Origin of the sequence: Enterobacter sp. ODB01 (genome assembly GCF_001623605.1) — a bacterium.
Taxonomy (GTDB): Bacteria; Pseudomonadota; Gammaproteobacteria; order Enterobacterales; family Enterobacteriaceae; genus Enterobacter; species Enterobacter kobei.
Genome location: NZ_CP015227.1, coordinates 56,342 through 78,921, shown reverse-complemented (window position 1 = coordinate 78,921; position 22,580 = coordinate 56,342). Strand labels below are relative to the sequence as shown.

Sequence of the window (22,580 nt, the reverse complement as noted above, 5' to 3'; positions counted from 1 at the left end):
TGACTATGTTTAAAAATATCACCCGGCAGCTGCAGGCCCTGCTGAGCCGCCACCTGCCACATCGTCTTATTCAGCGCGACCCGCTGCCCAATGCAAAAAACATCGCGGGTGCAGCGATTCCCGCTTCCCTGACCGAACGCTGCCTGAACGTGGCGGCAATGGATGAGAACGAAGTCTGGCGCGCCTTTGGCGGCCACCCGGAAGGGCTGAACGCGACGGAAGTGGACAAAATCCGCGCCGTGCACGGCGATAACCAAATTCCGGCGCAAAAACCGTCTCCGTGGTGGGTGCACCTGTGGCTCTGCTACCGCAACCCCTTCAACCTGCTGCTGACCGTGCTCGGCATCATCTCCTACGCGACGGAAGATCTCTTTGCCGCAGGGGTGATTGCCCTGATGGTGGGGATTTCCACGCTGCTGAACTTTATTCAGGAAGCCCGCTCCACCAAAGCGGCGGACGCCCTGAAAGCGATGGTCAGCAACACCGCGACCGTCTCGCGCGTGATTAACGACCTCGGCGAAAACGCCTGGGTGGAGCTGTCCATTGACCAGCTGGTGCCGGGTGACCTGGTGAAGCTGGCCGCGGGGGACATGATCCCGGCGGATTTACGCATCATTCAGGCGCGGGATCTGTTTGTCGCCCAGGCCTCCCTGACCGGGGAATCCCTGCCCGTTGAAAAGGTGGCGCGCAGCCGTGATCCGCAGCAGATGAACCCGCTTGAGTGCGACACCCTGTGCTTTATGGGAACCACGGTCGTCAGCGGTACGGCGCAGGCGATTGTCACCGCGACCGGGGGCAACACCTGGTTTGGTCAGCTTGCCGGACGCGTCAGCGAGCAGGAGAGCGAGCCGAATGCCTTCCAGAAAGGGATTGGCCGCGTCAGCATGCTGCTGATCCGCTTTATGATGGTGATGACGCCGATTGTGCTGTTGATCAACGGCTACACCAAGGGCGACTGGTGGGAGGCGGCGCTGTTTGCCCTCTCCGTGGCCGTTGGCTTAACGCCGGAAATGCTGCCGATGATTGTCACCTCCACGCTGGCGCGTGGGGCGGTGAAGCTCTCGAAACAGAAAGTGATCGTCAAGCACCTCGACGCTATCCAGAACTTTGGCGCGATGGACATTCTCTGCACCGACAAAACCGGCACCCTGACGCAGGATAAAATCGTGCTGGAGAACCACACCGATATCGCCGGTAAAACCAGCGAACGCGTGCTGCACAGCGCGTGGCTGAACAGCCATTACCAGACCGGGCTGAAGAACCTGCTCGACGTGGCGGTGCTGGAAGGGGTCGATGAGGAAGCCGCCCGCACGCTCTCCGGTCGCTGGCAGAAGGTGGATGAGATCCCGTTCGACTTTGAACGCCGCCGCATGTCGGTGGTGGTGAGCGAGCAGCCGGACGTGCACCAGCTGATCTGCAAAGGCGCGCTGCAGGAGATCCTGAATGTGTCGACGCAGGTGCGCCATAACGGTGAGATCGTACCGCTGGACGACACCATGCTGCGCCGCATCAAGCGCGTTACCGACAACCTGAATCGTCAGGGGCTGCGCGTGGTGGCGGTAGCCAGCAAGTTTCTGCCCGCGCGCGAGGGGGACTATCAGCGTATCGACGAATCCGATTTGATCCTCGAGGGTTACATCGCATTCCTCGATCCGCCGAAAGAGACCACCGCGCCTGCGCTCAAAGCGCTGAAGGCGAGCGGTATCACCGTTAAAATCCTCACCGGCGACAGCGAGCTGGTGGCCGCGAAAGTGTGTCACGAAGTAGGGCTGGATGCGGGCGATGTGGTCGTGGGCAGCGACATTGAGCACCTGTCCGACGACGAGCTGGCGAAACTGGCGCAGCACACCACGCTGTTTGCCCGCCTGACACCGATGCACAAAGAGCGCATTGTTACCCTGCTGCGTCGTGAAGGGCACGTTGTGGGCTTTATGGGCGACGGCATCAACGATGCGCCTGCCCTGCGTGCCGCGGATATTGGCATCTCCGTGGACGGCGCGGTGGATATCGCCCGCGAAGCGGCGGATATTATCCTGCTGGAAAAAAGCCTGATGGTGCTGGAGGAGGGCGTTATCGAAGGGCGTCGCACCTTCGCCAACATGCTCAAGTACATCAAAATGACCGCCAGCTCCAACTTCGGTAACGTGTTCAGCGTCCTGGTGGCCAGCGCGTTTCTGCCGTTCCTGCCGATGCTGCCGTTGCACCTGCTGATCCAGAACCTGATGTACGACGTGTCCCAGGTGGCGATCCCGTTTGATAACGTCGACGACGAGCAGATCCAGAAGCCGCAGCGCTGGAACCCGTCCGATCTGGGGCGCTTTATGCTGTTTTTTGGGCCGATCAGCTCCATCTTCGATATCCTGACCTTCTGCCTGATGTGGTTTGTGTTCCATGCCAACACGCCGGAACATCAGACGTTGTTCCAGTCCGGCTGGTTCGTGGTGGGTCTGCTGTCGCAAACGCTGATTGTGCATATGATCCGCACGCGCCGCATTCCGTTCATCCAGAGCCGTGCCGCATGGCCGCTGATTGTGATGACGGGCATTGTGATGGCGCTCGGCATCGCGCTGCCGTTCTCGCCGCTGGCAAGTTACCTGCAGCTTCAGGCGCTTCCGCTGAGCTACTTCCCGTGGCTGGTGGCGATCCTCGCGGGCTACATGGTGCTGACGCAGATGGTGAAAGGGTTTTATGCGCGTCGGTATGGATGGCAGTGATTTTTTGCCGGGTGGCGGCTTCGCCTTACCCGGCCTACTCCCGTCACGTAGGCCCGGTAAGCGCAGCGCCACCGGGCAATAGCTTTCTTCCCAAATTCAACAACCTGTGATCGCCGTCGGCGCATTCGCTTGACGACAATTTGTACGCATGTTAACAGAATGTTTTGCCTTTATTTGGCCCGTCAGATAAGGAACATTCATGTTACGGTACAGTCTCTTAACCGCCGGGCTGCTGCTCGGCGCCTCTGCCTTTGCCGCCCCGGCAGGGGATCTCCCGTTAATGCCCTGGCCTGAGAAGGTGGAACGCCCGACCACGCAGGGCGCACTGGTGCTCACCAGCCAACTTTCCGTGACCGTCAGCGGCGACGATCTCGGCGACGCGGTCAACCGCCTGCGTCAGCGTATCGCCCTGCAAACCGGCTGGACGCTACAGCCGCAGGCTGAGCAACCGGACAAACCGACCATTCGCATCGCCATCGCCAAAAAGGTGAAGCCACAGCCGCTGCCGGACAGCGATGAAAGCTATAAGCTCACGGTGGATGCCAACGGTGTGAACATCTCCGCCAACACCCGCTTCGGCGCGCTGCGGGCGATGGAAACGCTGCTCCAGCTGGTGCAAAACGGCGCGGAAAACACGTCGCTGCCGTGGGTGACCATTGAAGACGCGCCGCGCTTCCCGTGGCGCGGGCTGCTGCTCGACTCGGCGCGCCATTTCATTCCCATCGTGGATATCAAACGCCAGATTGACGGCATGGCGGCCGCAAAGCTTAACGTCCTGCACTGGCACTTAACCGACGATCAGGGCTGGCGCTTCAGCTCGAGGCGTTACCCGAAGCTGACGCAGCTTGCCAGCGACGGGCTGTTCTATACCCCTGAGCAGATGCGCGAGATTGTTCGCTATGCCACCGAGCGCGGCATCCGCGTGGTGCCGGAGATCGACATGCCGGGCCACGCCTCGGCGATTGCTGTGGCCTACCCGGAGCTGATGAGCGCGCCGGGGCCCTACAAAATGGAGCGCAACTGGGGCGTGCTGAAGCCGGTGCTTGATCCGACCAAAGAGGCCACATACGCCTTTGCTGACGCGATGGTCAGCGAACTGGCGGCGATCTTCCCGGATCCGTATCTGCACATCGGCGGGGATGAGGTGGACGACAGCCAGTGGAAAGCGAACGCCGCGATCCAGACGTTCATGCGCGACAACACACTGGCGGACAGCCACGCGCTGCAGGCCTATTTCAACCGCAAGCTGGAGACGATCCTCGAGAAACATCATCGGCAGATGGTCGGCTGGGATGAGATCTATCACCCTGACTTACCGAAAAGCATTCTGATCCAGTCCTGGCAGGGGCAGGACGCGCTGGGTAAGGTGGCGCAAACCGGCTACAAGGGCATTCTTTCGACCGGTTTCTACCTCGATCAACCCCAGTCCACCGCCTATCACTACCGCAATGAAATCGTTCCCCAGGGGCTGAATGGCGTGGACGTGATAGCAGACACCGACAGCGCCCAGAGCTGGGCCTTCTCCATGCCGCGTCTGAAAGGCAAGCCGGTCGAGGGGAGTTTTACCCTGGTGAAAGGGGACGCCGGCTGGCGCGGTTTTATTGATTTTGCCGGGAAATCCCGCCGTGCGGTGCAGGATATTGCATGGCGCGACGACAATCAGGTGACGTTTACCGTTGACACCTGGATGGGTGAAACGCGCCCGGTCGTCTCCGTCGATAACGACAAGCTCACCGGTTACTTCCTGGTGGGCAATACCCGCTATCCGATTAGCGGTACCCGTCTGGACGAGGTGCCGAAAGGGATCCCACCGGTAGTGCCGGACGTGGCGAATCAGGCTAATTTGCTCGGCGGAGAAGCCGCGCTGTGGGCGGAAAACGTGGTCGCGCCGGTGCTGGATATCCGCCTGTGGCCGCGGACGTTTGCGGTGGCGGAGCGATTATGGTCCGCGCAGGACGTCAATGATGTCGACAACATGTATACCCGCCTGCAGGCGATGGACAGCTGGACGACGGTGTCGGTTGGCCTGCAGCAGCATACCCAGCAGCAGGTGCAATTCACGCGGCTCGCGAATAATGCCGACACGTTGCCGCTGCAAATCCTCGCGCAGGCGCTTGAACCGGCCCAGTATTACACCCGTCAGCACCTCAAGTTCCAGGCGGGAAACTATCACCAGTTTGAGCCGCTTAACCGCCTCGCGGATGCGCTGAATGCGGAAAGCATCACCGTGCGTCAGATGAACAAATGGGCGGACCGTCTGGTGAGCGATGCGGAAGACACGGAAAGCGCCGACGCGCTGCGCCACGTCTTTAATCGCTGGCAGAGCAACACCAGCGACGCGCTGGCGCTGAGCGAAAACAGCTATCAGCTGAAGGCGATTAAACCGGTGATCCTGGAGGTGGATAAGCTTGCCGCAATTGGCCTGAGGCTGACGGATCTGGTGGCGCGACAGGGCACGCTGGATGACAAAGAGATCGCCTCGATTCAACGCGAGCTGGATAACGCGGCGAAGGTGCAGGACGAAGTGGTGATTGCTGCGGTGTATCCGCTGGAGACGCTGCTCAGGGCGACGCGAAACCAGTAACATAAGCGCCCGGTGGCGCTACGCTTACCGGGCCTACGTGACGTGTAGGCCCGGCAAACGAAGTGCCGCCGGGCGTAAAGGCAACTCAGTTCTTCAACATCCACGCCTCTTTCCAGTCTGAACCCACGCCGGGCTCGAACTGGGTAGAGGTCGAACTGTACTGCTTGCAGTACCCACTGTACGGGAACGGCTTGCACTCGTAGGTCTTACCGTCTTTGGGCTGCAACACCACGGTGCCCGCCTTATAAGAGGCAAGGTTATCCGGGAAGATAAAATCAGATTTACCGGTATCGCCGGAGGTTGCTTCACCTTCGAGCATCATATCCAGCACGTCCTGCGCGAACAGGGTGCCGGCTTTATTGGTAGCGTAGTATTTCAGCATGTGGTGCCCTGGCGTGACGTTTGTCAGGTTCATGGTCACATCCTGGTTGCTGTTATTCATATCCTGCTTCAGATAACCTTTTTCCGCTCCGGGATGGTTCAATACGTGTGCTTCAAGGTTCACGTCACCCTGCGTATTGACGTGGAATGTCACCGTCGCGGCACCGTGAGTCACTTTGCTGTAATGCAGGTCAGTCACGGCAATGGATTCATTAACCACCGCTTTTTGCTCTTCATAAGAGATAGCCACTGACTTTAGCGTACTGTCTTCTTTTACGAAGACGCTGTTTGCGCCGTGAACCGGGCTAACGTCTCCGCTTTCATCCTTCACGCCGACGCGCACGTCGTGATGAGCGCTGTTAATTTTTTGCGCCAGATCGTAGGCCCACTGGTTGGCATCTCCCTGTTGAGCCGAGGCGATAGTCAGCTCGGTCGCCATGGAGGCGATTTCGCCGTTGGCATCGAAGAAGCGAGCAATTACTTTATCGCCCACGTTGAGGTTGTTACCCGCAACCTGGCCGCTCAGCGTTTTGCTCCACACGGAGGCGGCGACCGGGGTTTCATCCGGCGTGACGTTGCCGCCGTTACCGAAGTCCACGTCGATGGCCTGATAGAAACTGTTGGGCGTATCGGCAATTTCCCACACGCCGTAAATCACCTGATAACCGGTACGTTCCGGCACGTTACAGTTCATCGACTGGGTCATTGCGGGCGCCTGGCCGTTGCCGTTTACCGTACAAAACGGCGTTAAGTCGAACTGGTCGCGGGTCAGCGGCTTATTCGGGTTCCAGTTTTGTTTGGTGATGTAATAGCGCCAGTTGGTGGTTTTGTGCGGCGCGGTGTGGTGCCAGACAAACTGATGTACCCCGGCGGTCATCGGCGTTTTGGTCCAGGCATTCTGGCTTTGCTTATCAAGCTGCGAGTAGTTGGCAATCCCGGCGCTGGCGAGTTCGCCATCCGGCGGCAGGCTCCCTGACGGGAAACCGGAGGCACGTTCTACGCTCTGGGGTTCATATTCCACCAGACCGCAGTCAATATTTTGTCCCTGTTTACACATATAAGCGCGGCTGGCAGGGGATTCGATATAGCCATGTGCCAGCGCAGAAGAGGCTACCGTAAGAGTGGCCATAGCCAACGCAATTCTGGAGATTTTCATTTTTGTCCGAAGCGGGAATGTATAAAGGTGTGCGAGTGTATTTATTCCCGGACCGCGTCGTCATCGTATTACGAAGGTAAAAATAGCCAAATAAAAAAGGCAGCCGAAGCTGCCCTGGTTTGCCTGAAATTGATTAGCGGCGCACGGCGATCGCTTCGATTTCAATTTTCACGTCTTTTGGCAGACGCGCCACTTCAACGCAGGAGCGCGCCGGGAAGGTCGCATTGTGTTCGGTAAAGAATGCTTCGTAAGTGGCGTTAACGGTCGCGAAATCGTTCAGATCTTTCACGAACACGGTCGTTTTCACGATGTCGCCCACTTTCAGACCGGCAGATTCAACGATAGCCTGCACGTTTTCCAGCGACTGACGCGCCTGTGCCGCTACGTCGGCTGGCACTTCACCGGTTTTTGGGTTCACCGGGATCTGGCCCGAGGTGATGATCATGCTGCCCAGATCAACGCCCTGAACGTACGGGCCGATAGCCGCGGGTGCATTTTCCGTCGCGAGTACTTTGGTCATGATTTCTCCAGAATAACAGCTGATTAAATGTTCCCGGCCATTATAGGGAGGCCGGGATCCTTTACCAACCTCAATTAGTTGGCCAGCACCACATAATGAGAAAACTCTTTTTCGCAGTATTTACATTTGAGTGCGATGTCATCAGCGCGTTTTTTCACTGCAAAACTGGATGAAACCGGCTCAGCATGACTGATGCAGTTGCTGTTCGGACAGACCAGCACGCTCTCGATGCGATCCGGCAGGCCAGGATGGGATTTGCCGACCACTTCATACTCGTCGATGCGGTTGACGGTGGCATCCGGTGCGTACAGCGACAGCTGGTTGACCTGCTCGTCGGTCAGGAAGGTATTCTCGATTTTGATCAAGTCCTTGCGGCCCATCTCGCCCGACGGCAGGTTCAGGCCAATGGTGATGCGCTGATCGGTCTCGGTCAGTTTGAACAGCGTCAGCAGCTTAAAGCCCACCTGCGCAGGGATGTGGTCAATCACGGTGCCACGTTTGATGGCTTCAACCTGGAGTTTGTTATCGTGTGTCATGGTCGTCTCCCCTTACAGAGCTAAATCGCGATTCAGAACCAGTGCCAGTAACGCCTGGCGGGCGAAGATACCGTTCCCGGCCTGCTGGAAATACCAGGCGTGCGGCGTTTTATCCACGTCTGTGGTGATCTCATCGATGCGCGGCAGCGGGTGCAGCACCTTCATGTTGTCGCGCGCGCCGTCGAGGTCGCTGGCGCGCAGCACAAACTGCGCCTTCACGTTGGCGTACTCGGAAGGATCCAGACGCTCTTTCTGCACGCGGGTCATGTAGAGAATATCCACGTGGCTCATCACCTCTTCGATGCTGGCGTGCAGGCTCCACGCAATGCCTTTTTCGTCCAGCATATCGAGAATGTACTGCGGCATCGCCAGCGCGTCTGGGGCGATGAAGAAGAAGCGGTTGCCGTTAAATTTCGCCAGCGCCTGGGTCAGGGAGTGGACGGTGCGGCCATATTTCAGGTCGCCGACCATGGCGATGTTCAGGTTCTCCAGCGTGCCCTGCGTCTCCTGAATGGTGAACAGATCCAGCAGGGTCTGCGTCGGATGCTGGTTGGCACCGTCCCCGGCGTTCAGTACCGGGATGCCGCCGGAAAACTCGGTCGCCAGGCGCGCCGCGCCCTCCTGCGGGTGGCGCATCACAATCGCGTCTACGTAGGTGCTGATCACTGAAATGGTATCCGCCAGGGTCTCGCCTTTTTTACCCAGCGACGTGTTGCTGCTGTCTGAGAAGCCCACCACGCTCGCGCCCAGGCGGTGCATGGAGGTCTCAAAGGAGAGGCGGGTGCGGGTTGAGGCTTCAAAGAAGCAGCTCGCAATCACCTTGTGCTTCAGCAGCTCCGGTTGCGGATTGGCCTTCAGTTTTGCCGCGGTTTCCAGAACCAGTTCCAGCTCTTCGCGGCTGAGGTCGTTTATGGAAATGATGTGTTTTTGATAAAGCGGATTCATGTTTATCTCCTGACGCCGGGCAAAAAAAAGCCCCTCAAATGAGGGGCTCTGGGAATAGATTAAGCAACGGGAAGAAAAACGGCAGGCCAGCGTCTGATTTCAGACGCGGTAAGACGTTATGTCGTACACGCTTGACCATGCTTCCTCCCGGCAAATTGTCGGGCATTATACGCAGCTCGCTTTGCGGATCAAGCGATTTAATGCACGCTTTACTCAATGCAAACGGTTCTTTATGAATATTAATGCGTTCTGAGTAAATAATTAATTTGCTTATGCACCAGCGCGGTGCGCTTCACCACCCGAGGGGCGACCCAGACGATACTGCTTCCGGCCACCACGCCTAAAATTTCCGGTAACTGGTGATAATCCAGGATACGCGCCACCGCGCGGCCATATCCGGCAACGGTATGGATAAGGATAAATTCGCTATTGTGCTCAACGCTCACCACCATTTCGGACACGGTGCGCGCGGCATCAGGAGCCGGGCGCAGCTGGGGATTCAGCGAATAAATCTTTAGCCCTTTGGCATTTCGAATTTTTATGACACCGAGCAACTTGAGCAGACGTGAAACGGTGGACTGGCTGATGGTCTCAAAACCCCGCTCCTGTAAGTCGCGGCGGATCTCCTCCTGAGAGAGATAGCCCTTTTCCGCGATCAGACGCTGGCAGACCGTTAGCTGTAGTTGCTCTTTGGGAGAGTACTCTTCGTAATCCATCATAGTTCCCATATCAGTTCCCGAAATAACCGGTGACACCGCACCGATCCACAGGCCGGATAAGCGCAGCGCCATCCGGCAAATTACAACAACGCCCCCAGACTTAACGCCACCATAATCACCACCGTTAAAATCCCCAGCAGCGGCGCGACCCATTTCAGATAGCGCACGTAAGGCACGCGGGCGATAGCCAGCCCGCCCATTACGACGGCAGAGGTGGGAGTGATCAGGTTAACGATACCGGACGCCGACTGGTAAGCCGTAACCACCAGGTCGCGGTTGACGTTAGCGAAATCGGCAAGAGGCGCCATGATCGGCATCGTCAGAACGGCCAGGCCGGACGAAGAAGGCACAAGAAACGACAGCACCACCTCCAGCCAGTACATCACGTTGATGAACGCCACCGTCGATAAGCCGGTAACCATTCCCTCGGCGCTGTGCAAAATGGTGTGGGTAATCATGCCCTTATCCATGATCACTACGATACCGCGCGCGATACCGATAATCAGCGCGACGCCCAGCAAATCTCGCGCGCCGTTGATAAAGGTTGAGGTCAGTTCCTCTTCGCTCATGCGGGCGATCAGGCCGACGATTATTGCACTGGCGAGAAACACCGCTGAGATCTCCGCCATCCACCAGCCGAGCACCGCCACGCCGTAGATCATGACCGCGAAGGCAAGGGCGAAAATCACCAGGATGATTTTGCGCACCGGGGTGAATTCCAGCGACTGTTCGCCCTTGTTGCCGAGGAAGTGGGCGAGGTTCTCCTCCTGTTTGTCCGCCACGATGGAGAGAGAGGGATCCTTGCGCACTTTACGGGCATAGCGCATCACCCACGCCACACAGATGATCCACCCGATGACCAGCAGCGCCACGCGCAGGGCGATACCGTTGGTGAAGGGGATCCCGGCGGCGTTGGCGGCGATCACCGTCGCGAACGGGTTAATGGTGGAGCCAAGCGTGCCGATCCCGGCGCCGAGCAGCACGGTGGAGGCGGCTACCACCGGGTCGAAACGTGCGGCCAGCATCACCGGAACCAGCAGGGTATAGAACGGCAGGGACTCTTCGGCCATGCCGTAAATGGTGCCGCCTGCGGCAAACAGCGCCATCAGGATCGGGATCATCCACTCTTCGCGACCGCGCAACCGGGTGGTGACGCGTTCGATCCCGGCGTCAATGGCCCCGGTTTTGGTGACGATCCCAAGGAATCCCCCGATGATCAGTATAAACAGCGCAACGTCGATCGCCCCGGCCTGGCCGGACTCGGGATCGTACAACCCGGCAATCGGGGCCATCAGCACGGAAACCAGTCCCTGCGGATGGGCCGCTACGTGCGCATAGGTTCCGGCAACCGGCACGTCCTTGCCGAGCGCCTCGTTCATGGCCATGTGATACTGCCCGGCCGGAACAATCCACGTCAGGACGGCAACGACGGCAATCAGAAAAAAGAGAATGGTGTATGCGGAGGGAAATTTGAACTTGCCCATGATGTTCTCCTGAAACCCGGCGCACCCCGCGGCGCGCCGGGCGGTGATTAGTCGCCGAGTGTCGCCACCATGACCGCTTTAATGGTATGCATGCGGTTTTCTGCTTCATCAAAGACGATAGAGTTCGGGGATTCGAAGACCTCTTCCGTCACCTCCAGCCCTTTCAGGCCATAGGCCATTTCGATTTCGCGGCCCACTTTGGTGTGCTCGTTGTGAAACGCCGGCAGGCAGTGCATGAACTTGACGTTCGGGTTGCCGGTGGCTTTCATGACGTCCGCGTTAATTTGATACGGCTTCATCAGGCTGACGCGTTCGGCCCACGCCTCTTTCGGCTCGCCCATGGAGACCCACACGTCGGTGTAGAGGAAATCCGTCCCGCGCACGCCTTCTTCCACGTCGTCGGTCAGGGTGATGCGCGCGCCCGTTTCTTTCGCGATGGCACGGCACTGCTCAACCAGACCCGCTTCCGGCCAGAAGGATTTCGGTGCCACCAGGCGGATGTCCATCCCCATTTTGGCCGCGCCGACCATCAGGGAGTTGCCCATGTTGTTGCGTGCGTCGCCGAGATAAGCAAAGCTTAGCTCCGGCAGGGTTTTGCCCGGCGCGTGCTCCAGCATGGTCATCAGATCGGCGAGGATCTGCGTCGGATGGAATTCGTCGGTCAGGCCGTTCCACACCGGTACGCCCGCGTATTCACCCAGCTCTTCAACAATCGCCTGGCCGTAGCCGCGGTATTCGATACCGTCATACATACGCCCCAACACGCGGGCGGTGTCTTTCATCGACTCTTTATGGCCGATCTGCGATCCGCTTGGGCCGAGGTAGGTCACCTGCGCACCCTGGTCAAACGCGCCCACTTCGAAGGCGCAGCGGGTGCGGGTGGAGGTTTTTTCAAAGATCAGGGCGATGTTTTTGCCGACCAGGGTTTGCTTTTCGCGTCCGGCTTTTTTGGCCGCTTTCAGCTCGATGGCGAGGTCGATCAGGTACTGGATCTCCGCCGGGGTGTAGTCCAGCAGTTTCAGGAAGTTGCGGTTTTTCAGGTTGATGGTCATATGGGAAATCCTTTTTAAATGTATGTTCAGTTACGAATCAACGTGCCTTTCTCGCCCGCCAGAATCTCTGCCCCATCGGCCAGCGCGCCGATTCCGGCAATGCCGTTGCAGGCTTCAACAAACTCGCGGCAGGCGGCCACTTTCGGCCCCATCGATCCGGCGTCAAACTGCATGCCTCTGAGCAGTTCTGGCGTCACCTGCGCCAGCGGGCGCTGGGTCGGTTTTCCCCAGTCGAGGTACACCGCGTCGGCATCGGTGAGGATCAGCAGGGCGTCGGCCTCAATCTGGCGCGCCAGCAGGGCGGCGGAGAGGTCTTTGTCGATCACCGCCTCAATGCCGTGATAGCCGTTGGCGTTTTCCACCACCGGCACGCCGCCGCCGCCGTTGCAGATCACCAGGTGGTCGCGCTGGATCAGCGCCGTGATGGCGTCGCTCTCGACGATGCGTTTCGGCTGCGGTGACGGCACCACGCGACGGAAGTAGCTGCCGTCGGCCTTAAACACCCAGCCTTTTTCAGCGGCCAGCGTTTTTGCCTGGGCTTCGCTGTACACCGGGCCGATGTATTTGGTCGGGTTGCTGAACGCCGGGTCGGCGGCGTCCACTTCCACTTGCGTAAGCAGGACGCTCACCTCACGCTGCGGCAGGTTGTTTTTCAGCGCCTGCTGGAGCATGTAGCCGATCATCCCCTGGCTTTCGGCACCAAGAACGTCCAGTGGGTAAGGGGTCACTTTGTCGTAGGCGCTGTTCTGCAGCGCCAGCAGCCCGACCTGTGGACCGTTGCCGTGAACCAGCACCACGCGCCACTGCGCCGTGAGCCCGGCGATGGTGCGGGCGGCCTGCTCAATGTTCTGGCGCTGGATCTCTGCTTCCAGCGGCTCGCCGCGCTTTAGCAGCGCGTTGCCGCCAAGGGCCACAACCAGAGTGGGTTTTCGTTCCATGATGGCTCCTTTAAATTCCGTCGCGTTCCAGTGGGCAGCTCATGCAGCGTGCGCCGCCGCGGCCGCGGCCCAGCTCATCGCCCGGGATGGGCAGCACGGTGATGCCGGCTTTGTCGTACTTCTCGTTAGTCCAGACGTTGCGCTCGTAGCCAATCACCACGCCGGGACGGATGGTCAGAACGTTGTTGGCGTCGTTCCACTGTTCACGTTCGGCTTCAAAGGCGTCGCCGCCGGTGGTGATCAGGCGCACCTGGTTAATGCCGAGCGCTTTCTCGATGGCGTGCAGCAGGTCGGTTTCCTGGGTACGTTGCAGGCCGCCGCGCCCGTCCGGGGTGAGCGTCCAGCACTGGGCGTCTTTGCGCACCACTTCCGGGTAGACGGAGAAAGTGTCCACGTCGATGTGGGTCATCACGGTGTCGAGGTGCATGCAGGAGCGATGTTTTGGCAGCTCAACGGCGATCACGCGCTCGGCCTGGCGGTGTTTGAACAGGCTGTTGGCGAGGAACTCCACGCCCTGCGGCGTCGTGCGTTCGGACATGCCGATCAATACCGCCCCGCGACCAATCACTAATACGTCGCCGCCTTCCAGGGTAGCGTGGTCGTAATTAATATTTTCGTCGCCGAAATACTTAATAAAATCGCCGTCGGCAAATGCCGGATGCCAGCGATATATTGCCCGAAGGTTATTGGTTTCACGCTGACGGGCGGGTTTAGCCATCGGGTTAATGGACACGCCGTTATAAATCCAGCAGGAAGTGTCGCGGGTAAATAAATGGTTCGGCAGCGGCTTCATAATAAAGTCATTGGCCGTGTGGGTATCTACCACCATATTTTTGATGGCTGCCGGAATTTCGCCGTAGGTTAATCCGCCGCTTAATCTGCGCGCCAGTTCACGGTGCGGCATGTCCGCCAGCCAGCCGCGCACGTCGCCCGCAAAGGTAGGTCCGAGGCGATAGTCCGAGATTTGCGTCTCCAGCAGCCAGGCTTTCGCTTCAGTAATATCAAGCGTTTGTGTCAGGAGGTCGGTCAACAGCAGGACTTCCACACCCTGCTCGCGCAGCGTGTTTGCGAAGATATCATGCTCTTCGCCCGCCCGTTCAACCGAGAGCACATCATCGAAAAGCAGTTCCTGACAATTCGATGGCGTTAAACGTTTCAGACTTAAATTTGGGCGGTGCAGCATAACGCTACGCAATTGACCAATTTCAGAACCGACGTAATGCTTTTCCATAATTATTCCTTTAACTGTTTTTCAGAATAAAAAGGGCATGCGCCATGTGATGTGTTTAATTTCATGGCGGCTAAGCTCAATTGATTTCGTGGTTCATACTAGGCGGTTAAATAATCATTATTGTGATGTAGTTCACGCGAAAATGGATATTAAGGTGTTTGTTTTCATTTGCATGATTCGCATCAGATAATGATTAATTTCATATTATTGGCACGTGAATAGCTAAGCAGCATTCGGTGGCAATATTTGTATTTGTTATTATTTTGTAGAATTTAATGTTTCGAAATAATTAGTTATATCATTGATTTTAATGGTTAAAATCTGGTGGCGGGAATAGCTATGCAATAATGGCAGTTAACTATTTTTGACTTAAGGAAAATCCATAAATAATTATGAGTTTATAAAGGAAATTATTAAAGTGATAAAATGTGATACGGCAGCAGGTTTTGTGATTTACGCTTTCGATTCAGGAAGTTATGTTGGCGCTATCGCGCGCGCGAAATGAGGTTATGCATAACCGCTGCATAATTGCCTGTGTGTGATTAACAGTGAATTAACACCTTTCCCGATAAACATGCGCTCGCGCAAAGGTCACAGAAAAAGGGCTGGTATGGCAGCGCGAACTCTCGTATAAAAGACAAAAATGAAACGTTGTTTTACATTGAGGGTTTTCTCATGATCATCGGCAACATCCACCATCTCCAGCCCTGGCTGCCTGACGAACTGCGCCAGGCCATTGACTATATAAAGCGGCACGTCACCGACGCCACGCCGCCCGGCAAGCATGATATCGATGGCAACACTCTCTTTTATCTGGTCTCGGAAGACATGACTCAGCCGTTTGCTGAACGCCGCGCCGAGTTTCATGCGCGCTATCTGGACATCCAGATCGTGATGAAGGGTCAGGAAGGGATGACTTTCAGCACCCTGCCGCACGGTACGCCGGATACCGACTGGCTGGCGGACAAAGACATCGCGTTCCTGCCGGAAGGCGAGCAGGAGAAAACCGTGGTGCTAAGCGAAGGGGATTTTGTGGTGTTCTGGCCTGGCGAAGTCCATAAGCCGCTGTGCGCGGTGGGGGCGCCTGCTAAGGTGCGAAAAGTCGTGGTGAAAATGCTGATTGAATAACTCCATTAACCCCGGCAGGGAGTAAAAGTCCCCTCTCCCTGTGGGAGAGGGTTAGGGTGAGGGCAACAGACCGCACCCTTTAATCTGTGATCCAGCTTAAATTTCCCGCACTCCCTCCTCATCTCCCATTTACCTGCGCTTTTTCTGCGTCATAGTATGATCGTTAAATTAATGAACGATGTTCTATAATGTAGAACAAAATGATTCAGCAAGGAGATCTCATGCCGCAGCCAGTGTTGTTTACGGGAATCATTCCCCCTGTCTCCACCATTTTTACCGCCGATGGCCAGCTCGATAAGCAGGGCACCGCCGCGCTGATCGACGATCTGATCGCCGCAGGCGTTGATGGCCTGTTCTTCCTCGGCAGCGGCGGCGAATTCTCCCAGCTCAACGCCGAAGAGCGTAAAACCATTGCCCGATTTGCTATCGATCATGTCGATCGTCGCGTGCCGGTTCTGATCGGCACCGGCGGCACCAACGCCCGGGAAACCATTGAACTGAGCCAGCACGCGCAGCAGGCGGGCGCGGACGGCATCGTGGTCATCAACCCCTACTACTGGAAAGTCTCGGAAGCGAACCTGATTCGCTATTTCGAACAGGTGGCCGACAGCGTCACGCTGCCGGTGATGCTCTATAACTTCCCGGCGCTGACCGGGCAGGATCTCACGCCAGCGCTGGTGAAAACCCTCGCCGACTCGCGCAGCAACATCGTAGGCATTAAAGACACCATCGACTCCGTCGCCCATCTGCGCAGCATGATCCACACCGTCAAAGCGGCCCACCCACACTTCACCGTGCTGTGTGGCTACGACGATCATCTGTTTAATACCCTGCTGCTCGGCGGCGACGGGGCGATTTCGGCGAGCGGCAACTTTGCGCCGCAGGTGTCGGTAAATCTTCTGAAAGCCTGGCGCGATAAGGACGTGGCGAAAGCGGCTGAGTATCATCAGACCTTGCTGCAAATCCCGCAGCTGTATCAGCTGGATACGCCGTTCGTGAACGTCATTAAAGAGGCGATTGTACTTTGCGGTCGCCCGATCTCCACGCACGTGCTGCCGCCCGCTTCACCGCTGGACGAGCCGCGCAAAGCGCAGCTGAAATCCCTGCTGCAACAGCTCAAGCTCTGCTGAGCCGGAAGATAACCATGACCATCGAGAAAATTTTCACCCCACAGGACGATGCGTTTTATGCGGTGATCACCCACGCGGCGGGGCCGCAGGGCGCGCTGCCGCTGACCCCGCAAATGCTGATGGAATCCCCCAGCGGCAACCTGTTCGGCATGACGCAAAACGCCGGGATGGGCTGGGACGCCAACAGGCTGACCGGCAAAGAGGTGCTGATCATCGGTACCCAGGGCGGCATCCGCGCCGGGGACGGACGCCCGGTTGCGCTGGGCTACCACACCGGGCACTGGGAAATTGGCATGCAGATGCAGGCGGCAGCGAAGGAGATCACCCGCAACGGTGGGATCCCGTTCGCGGCCTTCGTCAGCGACCCGTGCGACGGGCGCTCTCAGGGCACGCACGGCATGTTCGACTCCCTGCCGTACCGCAACGACGCGGCGATCGTGTTTCGTCGTCTGATCCGCTCCCTGCCGACGCGCCGGGCGGTGATCGGCGTGGCAACCTGCGATAAAGGGCTGCCTGCGACCATGATCGCGCTGGCCGCCATGCACGATCTGCCGACCATTCTGGTGCCGGGCGGCGCGACGCTGCCGCCGACCGTGGGTGAAGATGCGGGCAAGGTGCAGACCATTGGCGCGCGATTTGCCAACCACGAGCTGTCGTTGCAGGAGGCCGCCGAGCTGGGCTGTCGCGCCTGCGCGTCGCCGGGCGGCGGGTGTCAGTTTCTCGGCACGGCGGGCACTTCTCAGGTGGTCGCGGAAGCGCTGGGTCTGGCACTGCCTCACTCCGCGCTGGCACCGTCCGGGCAGGCGGTGTGGCTCGAGATCGCCCGCCAGTCGGCGCGGGCGGTGAGCGAGCTGGATAACCGCGGCATCACCACGCGCGATATCCTCACCGATAAGGCCATCGAAAACGCCATGGTGCTCCACGCGGCGTTCGGCGGTTCCACCAATTTACTGCTGCACATACCGGCCATCGCCCACGCGGCGGGCTGCACCCTTCCTGACGTCGCGCACTGGACGCGCATCAACCGTAACGTTCCGCGCCTGGTGAGCGTGCTGCCCAACGGTCCGGACTATCATCCGACCGTGCGCGCGTTCCTGGCAGGCGGCGTGCCGGAGGTGATGCTCCACCTGCGCGATCTCGGCCTGCTGCATCTGGATGCCATGACCGTGACCGGCCAGACGGTGGGCGAGAACCTCGACTGGTGGCAGGCCTCGGAACGTCGGGCGCGCTTCCGTCAGTGCCTGCGCGAGCAGGACGGCGTCGATCCGGATGACGTGATCCTTCCGCCCGAGAAGGCCAAAGCGAAAGGGCTGACCTCAACGGTCTGCTTCCCGACGGGCAACATTGCGCCGGAAGGATCGGTGATCAAGGCCACGGCGATCGACCCGTCGGTGGTCGGTGACGATGGCGTTTACCGTCACACCGGCCGGGCGCGGGTGTTTGTCTCAGAAGCGCAGGCGATTAAGGCCATCAAGCGGGAAGAGATTCAGCAGGGCGATATCATGGTGGTGATCGGCGGCGGACCGTCCGGCACCGGCATGGAAGAGACCTACCAGCTCACCTCCGCGCTGAAGCATATCTCGTGGGGCAAAACGGTGTCGCTGATTACCGATGCGCGCTTCTCGGGCGTGTCGACGGGCGCCTGCTTCGGGCACGTGTCGCCGGAGGCGCTGGCGGGCGGGCCGATCGGCAAATTGCGCGATAACGACATCATTGAGATTGCCGTGGATCGTATGACCCTGACGGGCAGCGTGAACTTTATCGGCACGGCGGACACCCCGCTGACGCCGGAAGAGGGCGCGCGCGAGCTGGCACGGCGGCAGACGCATCCGGACCTGCACGCCCACGACTTTTTGCCGGACGATACGCGGCTATGGGCAGCATTGCAGTCGGTGAGCGGCGGCACCTGGAAAGGCTGTATTTATGACACCGATAAAATTATTGAGGTAATTAACGCCGGTAAAAAAGCGCTCGGCATTTAATTATTTCCAGGAAAAAACGTCTGCGGAAAATATTCCGCGGACGGCTTTCCCGTTTCTGTAATTTATTAATTTAAACAATCAGTTGTGATATATCGTTGGCGTCACAAAAGCAAAATAACATAATTCAGAAATAAGATATGACCATTGCTGGTTAATTGAACAGCTCATTACACTCCATTAACACGATGTTGTTATTCAGCACACGACATAAGGGTGTAAATCTGATGACGCAATTAACCATGAAAGACAAAATTGGCTACGGGCTGGGTGACACCGCCTGCGGCTTCGTCTGGCAGGCCACGATGTTTCTGCTGGCCTATTTCTATACCGACGTCTTCGGCCTGTCGGCGGGCATTATGGGCACGCTGTTTTTGGTCTCCCGCGTGCTCGACGCCGTCACCGACCCGCTGATGGGGCTGCTGGTTGACCGCACCCGCACGCGGCACGGCCAGTTCCGCCCGTTCCTGCTGTGGGGCGCGATCCCGTTCGGCATCGTCTGCGTACTGACCTTCTACACGCCGGACTTCTCGGCGCAGGGCAAAATCATCTACGCCTGCGTGACCTACATTCTCCTGACCCTGGTCTACACCTTCGTTAACGTGCCGTACTGCGCCATGCCGGGCGTCATCACCGCTGACCCGAAAGAGCGTCACGCCCTGCAATCCTGGCGTTTCTTCCTGGCGGCGGCGGGTTCGCTCGCCATCAGCGGCATTGCCCTGCCGCTGGTGAGCATCATCGGCAAAGGGGACGAGCAGGTGGGCTATTTCGGCGCCATGTGCGTGCTGGGGCTGAGCGGCGTGGTGCTGCTCTACGTCTGCTTCTTTACCACCAAAGAGCGTTACACCTTTGAGGTGCAGCCGGGCTCGTCGGTGGCAAAAGATCTCAGGCTGCTGTTCGGCAACGGCCAGTGGCGCATTATGTGTGCCTTTAAGATGATGGCGACCTGTTCCAACGTGGTGCGCGGCGGGGCGACCCTCTACTTCGTCAAATACGTGATGGATCACCCGGAGCTGGCGACCCAGTTTTTACTCTATGGCAGCCTCGCCACCATGTTCGGCTCGCTCTGCTCCTCCCGCCTGCTGGGCCGCTTTGACCGCGTCACCGCCTTCAAGTGGATCATCGTCGCCTACTCGCTGATCAGCCTGCTGATTTTCGTCACCCCGGCGGAGCATATCGCCCTGATTTTCGCCCTCAACATTCTGTTCCTGTTCGTCTTTAACACCACCACGCCGCTCCAGTGGCTCATGGCCTCTGACGTGGTGGATTACGAGGAGAGCCGCAGCGGGCGCCGCCTCGACGGGCTGGTGTTCTCCACCTACCTGTTCAGCCTGAAGATTGGCCTGGCGATTGGCGGGGCGGTAGTGGGCTGGATCCTCGCGTACGTCAACTACTCCGCCAGCAGCAGCGTGCAGCCGGTTGAGGTGCTGACCACCATCAAAATTCTGTTCTGCGTGGTGCCGGTAGTGCTCTACGCGGGCATGTTCATCATGCTGTCGTTCTACAAACTCACCGACGCCCGCGTGGAGGCCATCAGCCAGCAGCTGATCAAGCACCGCGCGGCCCAGGGTGAAGCCGTTCCCGACGCCGCGACAGCCGCATCCCATTAACCGGAGGCACTATGGAAATCACTAACCCGATACTCACCGGCTTCAACCCGGACCCGTCCCTCTGCCGCCAGGGCGAGGACTACTACATCGCCACCTCGACCTTCGAGTGGTTCCCGGGCGTGCGCATCTACCACTCCCGCGACCTGAAAAACTGGTCGCTGGTCAGCACCCCGCTGGACCGCGTGTCGATGCTGGACATGAAGGGCAACCCGGACTCCGGCGGCATCTGGGCGCCGTGCCTGAGCTACGCCGACGGCAAATTCTGGCTGCTCTATACCGACGTGAAAATTGTCGACTCGCCGTGGAAAAACGGCCGCAATTTCCTCGTCACCGCGCCGTCCATTGAGGGACCGTGGAGCGAGCCGATCCCGATGGGCAACGGTGGGTTCGACCCGTCCCTGTTCCACGACGACGATGGCCGCAAATATTACCTTTACCGCCCGTGGGGGCCGCGCCACCACAGCAACCCGCACAACACCATCGTGATGCAGGAGTTCGATCCGCAGACCGGCACCCTCTCGCCGGAGCGTAAGACCCTGTTTACCGGCACGCCGCTCTGCTACACCGAAGGCGCGCACCTGTATCGCCACGCAGGATGGTACTACCTGATGGTTGCCGAAGGCGGCACCAGCTACGAACACGCCGTCGTGGTGCTGCGTTCAAAAACGATCGACGGGCCTTACGAGCTGCACCCGGAGGTGACGATGATGACCAGCTGGCACCTGCCGGAGAACCCGCTGCAGAAGAGCGGCCACGGTTCGCTGCTGCAGACCCACACGGGGGAATGGTATATGGCCTACCTCACCAGTCGCCCGCTGCGCCTGCCCGGCGTGCCGCTGCTGGCCTCCGGCGGGCGCGGCTACTGCCCGCTGGGGCGCGAGACCGGCATCGCCCGTATTGAGTGGCGCGACGGCTGGCCGTACGTGGAAGATGGAAAACACGCGCAGCTGACCGTGCCCGGCCCGCACATGGCGGAGCAGCCTTCGGCCGCTCAGAACAGCTGGCGGGACGATTTCGACGCCAGTTCGCTTGACCCGGAGCTGCAGACCCTGCGCATTCCGTTCGACGACACCCTCGGCTCGCTCACCGCGCGCCCCGGCTATTTACGGCTCTACGGCAACGACTCGCTTAACTCGACCTTCACCCAGTCGACCGTGGCGCGCCGCTGGCAGCACTTTACCTTCCGGGCGGAGACGCGGATGCAGTTCTCGCCGGTCCACTTCCAGCAGAGCGCCGGGCTGACCTGCTACTACAACAGTAAAAACTGGAGCTACTGCTTTGTGGACTACGAGGAGGGGCAGGGGAGAACAATAAAGGTGCTCCAGCTCGACCACAACGTGCCGTCATGGCCGCTGCACGAGCAGCCGATTCCGGTACCGGAGAGTGCGCAGAGCGTCTGGCTGCGCGTCGATGTGGATACGCTGGTCTATCGCTACAGCTACTCGTTCGACGGCGAGACGTGGCACACCGTGCCGGTAACCTATGAGGCGTGGAAACTGTCGGACGACTACATCGGCGGGCGCGGCTTCTTCACCGGCGCATTTGTGGGGCTGCACTGCGAGGACATCAGCGGTGACGGCTGCCACGCGGACTTCGACTACTTGACCTACGAGCCGCTATAGCGGCTCAGGCCGGGTAGCCCAGCGCGCGTGAGAGCTGGAGCCCGGCCTGCTGAAGCTGCTCGCGGAAATTAGCCAGCTCGGCGTCGTCCACGCGCGAGGTCAGCGTCGACAGGCTCAGGGCGGCAATCACGCGTGACTCGTGGTTCCACACCGGCACCGCCACGCAGCGCACGCCCTGCTCGTTCTCTTCGCTGTCCAGGGCGTAGCCTTGTTCGCGGGTTTTTTTCAGCGCATCCACCAACGCTTCGCGGGTGGCAAGAGTGGAAGGGGTAAAGGTAGTGTACTGATAGCCCTCCAGCAGGGCGTTCAGCTCGGCCTCGCCCAGCCAGGCAATCAACACCTTGCCGATGGCGGTGGCATGAACCGGCAGGCGACGGCCAATGCGCGAATAGGCGATGGCGGCCAGCTTGCCTTCAATCTTCTCGATATAGACCCCTTCACGCCCGTCCAGGATCCCCAGATGGGTGGTCTGCCCGGTCCGCCGGGAAAGATCCGTCAGCCAGCCTTTTGCCTTCTGACGAATATCCATTGAGCCCACGACGAAATGGCCGCGCTCGACCAGCTTCATGCCGAGGCGATATTTACCGTTCTCCGGGTTCTGATCGATATAGCCGTGAAGCTGCAGAGTTTTCAGCAGCGAATGGAGGGTACTTTTGCTCAGCCCCATCAGTTTGCTGATGTCGGTGATCTTAAGCTCGGTGGCCTGCTCGTTGAACAGGTCGAGGATCTGCAACGCACGTTCAACAGACTGAATAATCGGCATAATGCTGGCATGTCCACGCTGGAATTAAGGCGAAAACGTACCTTTTTTGGGGTGAAAAATCAATTGAGCAGGCCTGATTTGCCCGGCG

Annotated in this window: 18 protein-coding genes and 1 pseudogene; 8 read left to right on the top strand and 11 right to left on the bottom strand. The window is 58.8% G+C overall.

From position 1 onward, the window contains the following. Positions 1 to 5 precede the first annotated feature (5 nt). Together mgtA and A4308_RS00340 are read left to right on the top strand one after the other, a co-directional pair. Complete coding sequence (gene mgtA / locus A4308_RS00345) at positions 6 to 2,714, top strand: magnesium-translocating P-type ATPase (protein ID WP_063308440.1); 2,709 nt, start codon at positions 6 to 8, stop codon at positions 2,712 to 2,714. A gap of 199 nt (positions 2,715 to 2,913) precedes the next feature. After that, the gene (locus A4308_RS00340; RefSeq protein ID WP_063308439.1) at positions 2,914 to 5,298 is read left to right on the top strand and encodes a beta-N-acetylhexosaminidase; all 2,385 of its coding nucleotides are present in this window, start codon (positions 2,914 to 2,916) and stop codon (positions 5,296 to 5,298) included. 85 nt (positions 5,299 to 5,383) lie between these two features. On the opposite strand, the gene gbpA is transcribed toward A4308_RS00340, so the two are convergent. The 5 genes from gbpA to A4308_RS21510 all read right to left on the bottom strand — a co-directional run bounded on the left by gbpA (position 5,384) and on the right by A4308_RS21510 (position 8,975). Beyond that, a complete protein-coding gene (gene gbpA / locus A4308_RS00335) occupies positions 5,384 to 6,835 on the bottom strand; it encodes an N-acetylglucosamine-binding protein GbpA (RefSeq protein ID WP_063308438.1) in 1,452 nt (483 codons plus the stop codon). Positions 6,836 to 6,968: 133 nt separating this feature from the next. Continuing rightward, positions 6,969 to 7,355 (bottom strand): 2-iminobutanoate/2-iminopropanoate deaminase, encoded by a 387-nt coding sequence (gene ridA / locus A4308_RS00330; RefSeq protein ID WP_014882305.1) that lies wholly within the window; start codon positions 7,353 to 7,355, stop codon positions 6,969 to 6,971. Between the two features lie 74 nt (positions 7,356 to 7,429). Beyond that, positions 7,430 to 7,891 carry an aspartate carbamoyltransferase regulatory subunit gene (gene pyrI, locus A4308_RS00325; RefSeq protein ID WP_014882306.1) on the bottom strand — a complete coding sequence of 154 codons (462 nt, stop codon included), beginning with the start codon at positions 7,889 to 7,891 and terminating at the stop codon, positions 7,430 to 7,432. A gap of 12 nt (positions 7,892 to 7,903) precedes the next feature. After that, on the bottom strand, positions 7,904 to 8,836 hold the full coding sequence (gene pyrB / locus A4308_RS00320; RefSeq protein ID WP_014882307.1) for an aspartate carbamoyltransferase: 933 nt from the start codon (positions 8,834 to 8,836) through the stop codon (positions 7,904 to 7,906). 34 nt (positions 8,837 to 8,870) lie between these two features. Further along, positions 8,871 to 8,975 carry a pyrBI operon leader peptide gene (locus tag A4308_RS21510; protein WP_022646880.1) on the bottom strand — a complete coding sequence of 35 codons (105 nt, stop codon included), beginning with the start codon at positions 8,973 to 8,975 and terminating at the stop codon, positions 8,871 to 8,873. On the opposite strand from A4308_RS21510, the pseudogene A4308_RS22365 reads away from it, so the two are divergent. Further along, a pseudogene (locus A4308_RS22365) lies at positions 8,955 to 9,072 on the top strand (hypothetical protein). The gene A4308_RS21510 and the pseudogene A4308_RS22365 sit on opposite strands and share 21 nt — an antisense overlap. 3 nt (positions 9,073 to 9,075) lie before the next feature. Here A4308_RS22365 and A4308_RS00315 read toward each other — a convergent pair. The 5 genes from A4308_RS00315 to arcA all read right to left on the bottom strand — a co-directional run bounded on the left by A4308_RS00315 (position 9,076) and on the right by arcA (position 14,260). After that, complete coding sequence (locus tag A4308_RS00315) at positions 9,076 to 9,555, bottom strand: arginine repressor (RefSeq protein ID WP_014882308.1); 480 nt, start codon at positions 9,553 to 9,555, stop codon at positions 9,076 to 9,078. Between the two features lie 80 nt (positions 9,556 to 9,635). Next, positions 9,636 to 11,039 carry a YfcC family protein gene (locus A4308_RS00310; protein WP_045134401.1) on the bottom strand — a complete coding sequence of 468 codons (1,404 nt, stop codon included), beginning with the start codon at positions 11,037 to 11,039 and terminating at the stop codon, positions 9,636 to 9,638. A gap of 47 nt (positions 11,040 to 11,086) precedes the next feature. After that, positions 11,087 to 12,091: an ornithine carbamoyltransferase gene (gene argF / locus A4308_RS00305; protein ID WP_023310201.1), complete on the bottom strand. Its 1,005-nt coding sequence runs from the start codon at positions 12,089 to 12,091 to the stop codon at positions 11,087 to 11,089. Between the two features lie 26 nt (positions 12,092 to 12,117). Then, positions 12,118 to 13,029, bottom strand: a complete 912-nt coding sequence (gene arcC / locus A4308_RS00300) for a carbamate kinase (RefSeq protein WP_023331903.1) — start codon at positions 13,027 to 13,029, stop codon at positions 12,118 to 12,120. A gap of 10 nt (positions 13,030 to 13,039) precedes the next feature. Further along, the gene (gene arcA / locus A4308_RS00295; protein ID WP_014882312.1) at positions 13,040 to 14,260 is read right to left on the bottom strand and encodes an arginine deiminase; all 1,221 of its coding nucleotides are present in this window, start codon (positions 14,258 to 14,260) and stop codon (positions 13,040 to 13,042) included. A 675-nt stretch (positions 14,261 to 14,935) separates the two neighbouring features. Here arcA and A4308_RS00290 point away from each other — a divergent pair. From A4308_RS00290 to A4308_RS00270, 5 genes are all read left to right on the top strand, one after another. Then, positions 14,936 to 15,388 carry a YhcH/YjgK/YiaL family protein gene (locus A4308_RS00290; protein WP_023336704.1) on the top strand — a complete coding sequence of 151 codons (453 nt, stop codon included), beginning with the start codon at positions 14,936 to 14,938 and terminating at the stop codon, positions 15,386 to 15,388. 221 nt (positions 15,389 to 15,609) lie between these two features. Next, positions 15,610 to 16,518 (top strand): 2-keto-3-deoxygluconate aldolase, encoded by a 909-nt coding sequence (gene yagE, locus A4308_RS00285; protein WP_014882314.1) that lies wholly within the window; start codon positions 15,610 to 15,612, stop codon positions 16,516 to 16,518. A 14-nt stretch (positions 16,519 to 16,532) separates the two neighbouring features. Then, on the top strand, positions 16,533 to 18,500 hold the full coding sequence (gene yagF, locus A4308_RS00280) for a xylonate dehydratase YagF (RefSeq protein WP_032637620.1): 1,968 nt from the start codon (positions 16,533 to 16,535) through the stop codon (positions 18,498 to 18,500). 224 nt (positions 18,501 to 18,724) lie between these two features. Beyond that, positions 18,725 to 20,107 (top strand): MFS transporter, encoded by a 1,383-nt coding sequence (locus A4308_RS00275; RefSeq protein WP_014882316.1) that lies wholly within the window; start codon positions 18,725 to 18,727, stop codon positions 20,105 to 20,107. Between the two features lie 11 nt (positions 20,108 to 20,118). Continuing rightward, positions 20,119 to 21,729 carry a glycoside hydrolase family 43 protein gene (locus tag A4308_RS00270; RefSeq protein WP_063308437.1) on the top strand — a complete coding sequence of 537 codons (1,611 nt, stop codon included), beginning with the start codon at positions 20,119 to 20,121 and terminating at the stop codon, positions 21,727 to 21,729. Positions 21,730 to 21,733: 4 nt separating this feature from the next. On the opposite strand, the gene xynR is transcribed toward A4308_RS00270, so the two are convergent. Beyond that, positions 21,734 to 22,492, bottom strand: a complete 759-nt coding sequence (xynR, locus tag A4308_RS00265; protein WP_014882318.1) for a DNA-binding transcriptional repressor XynR — start codon at positions 22,490 to 22,492, stop codon at positions 21,734 to 21,736. Positions 22,493 to 22,580: the final 88 nt, after the last annotated feature.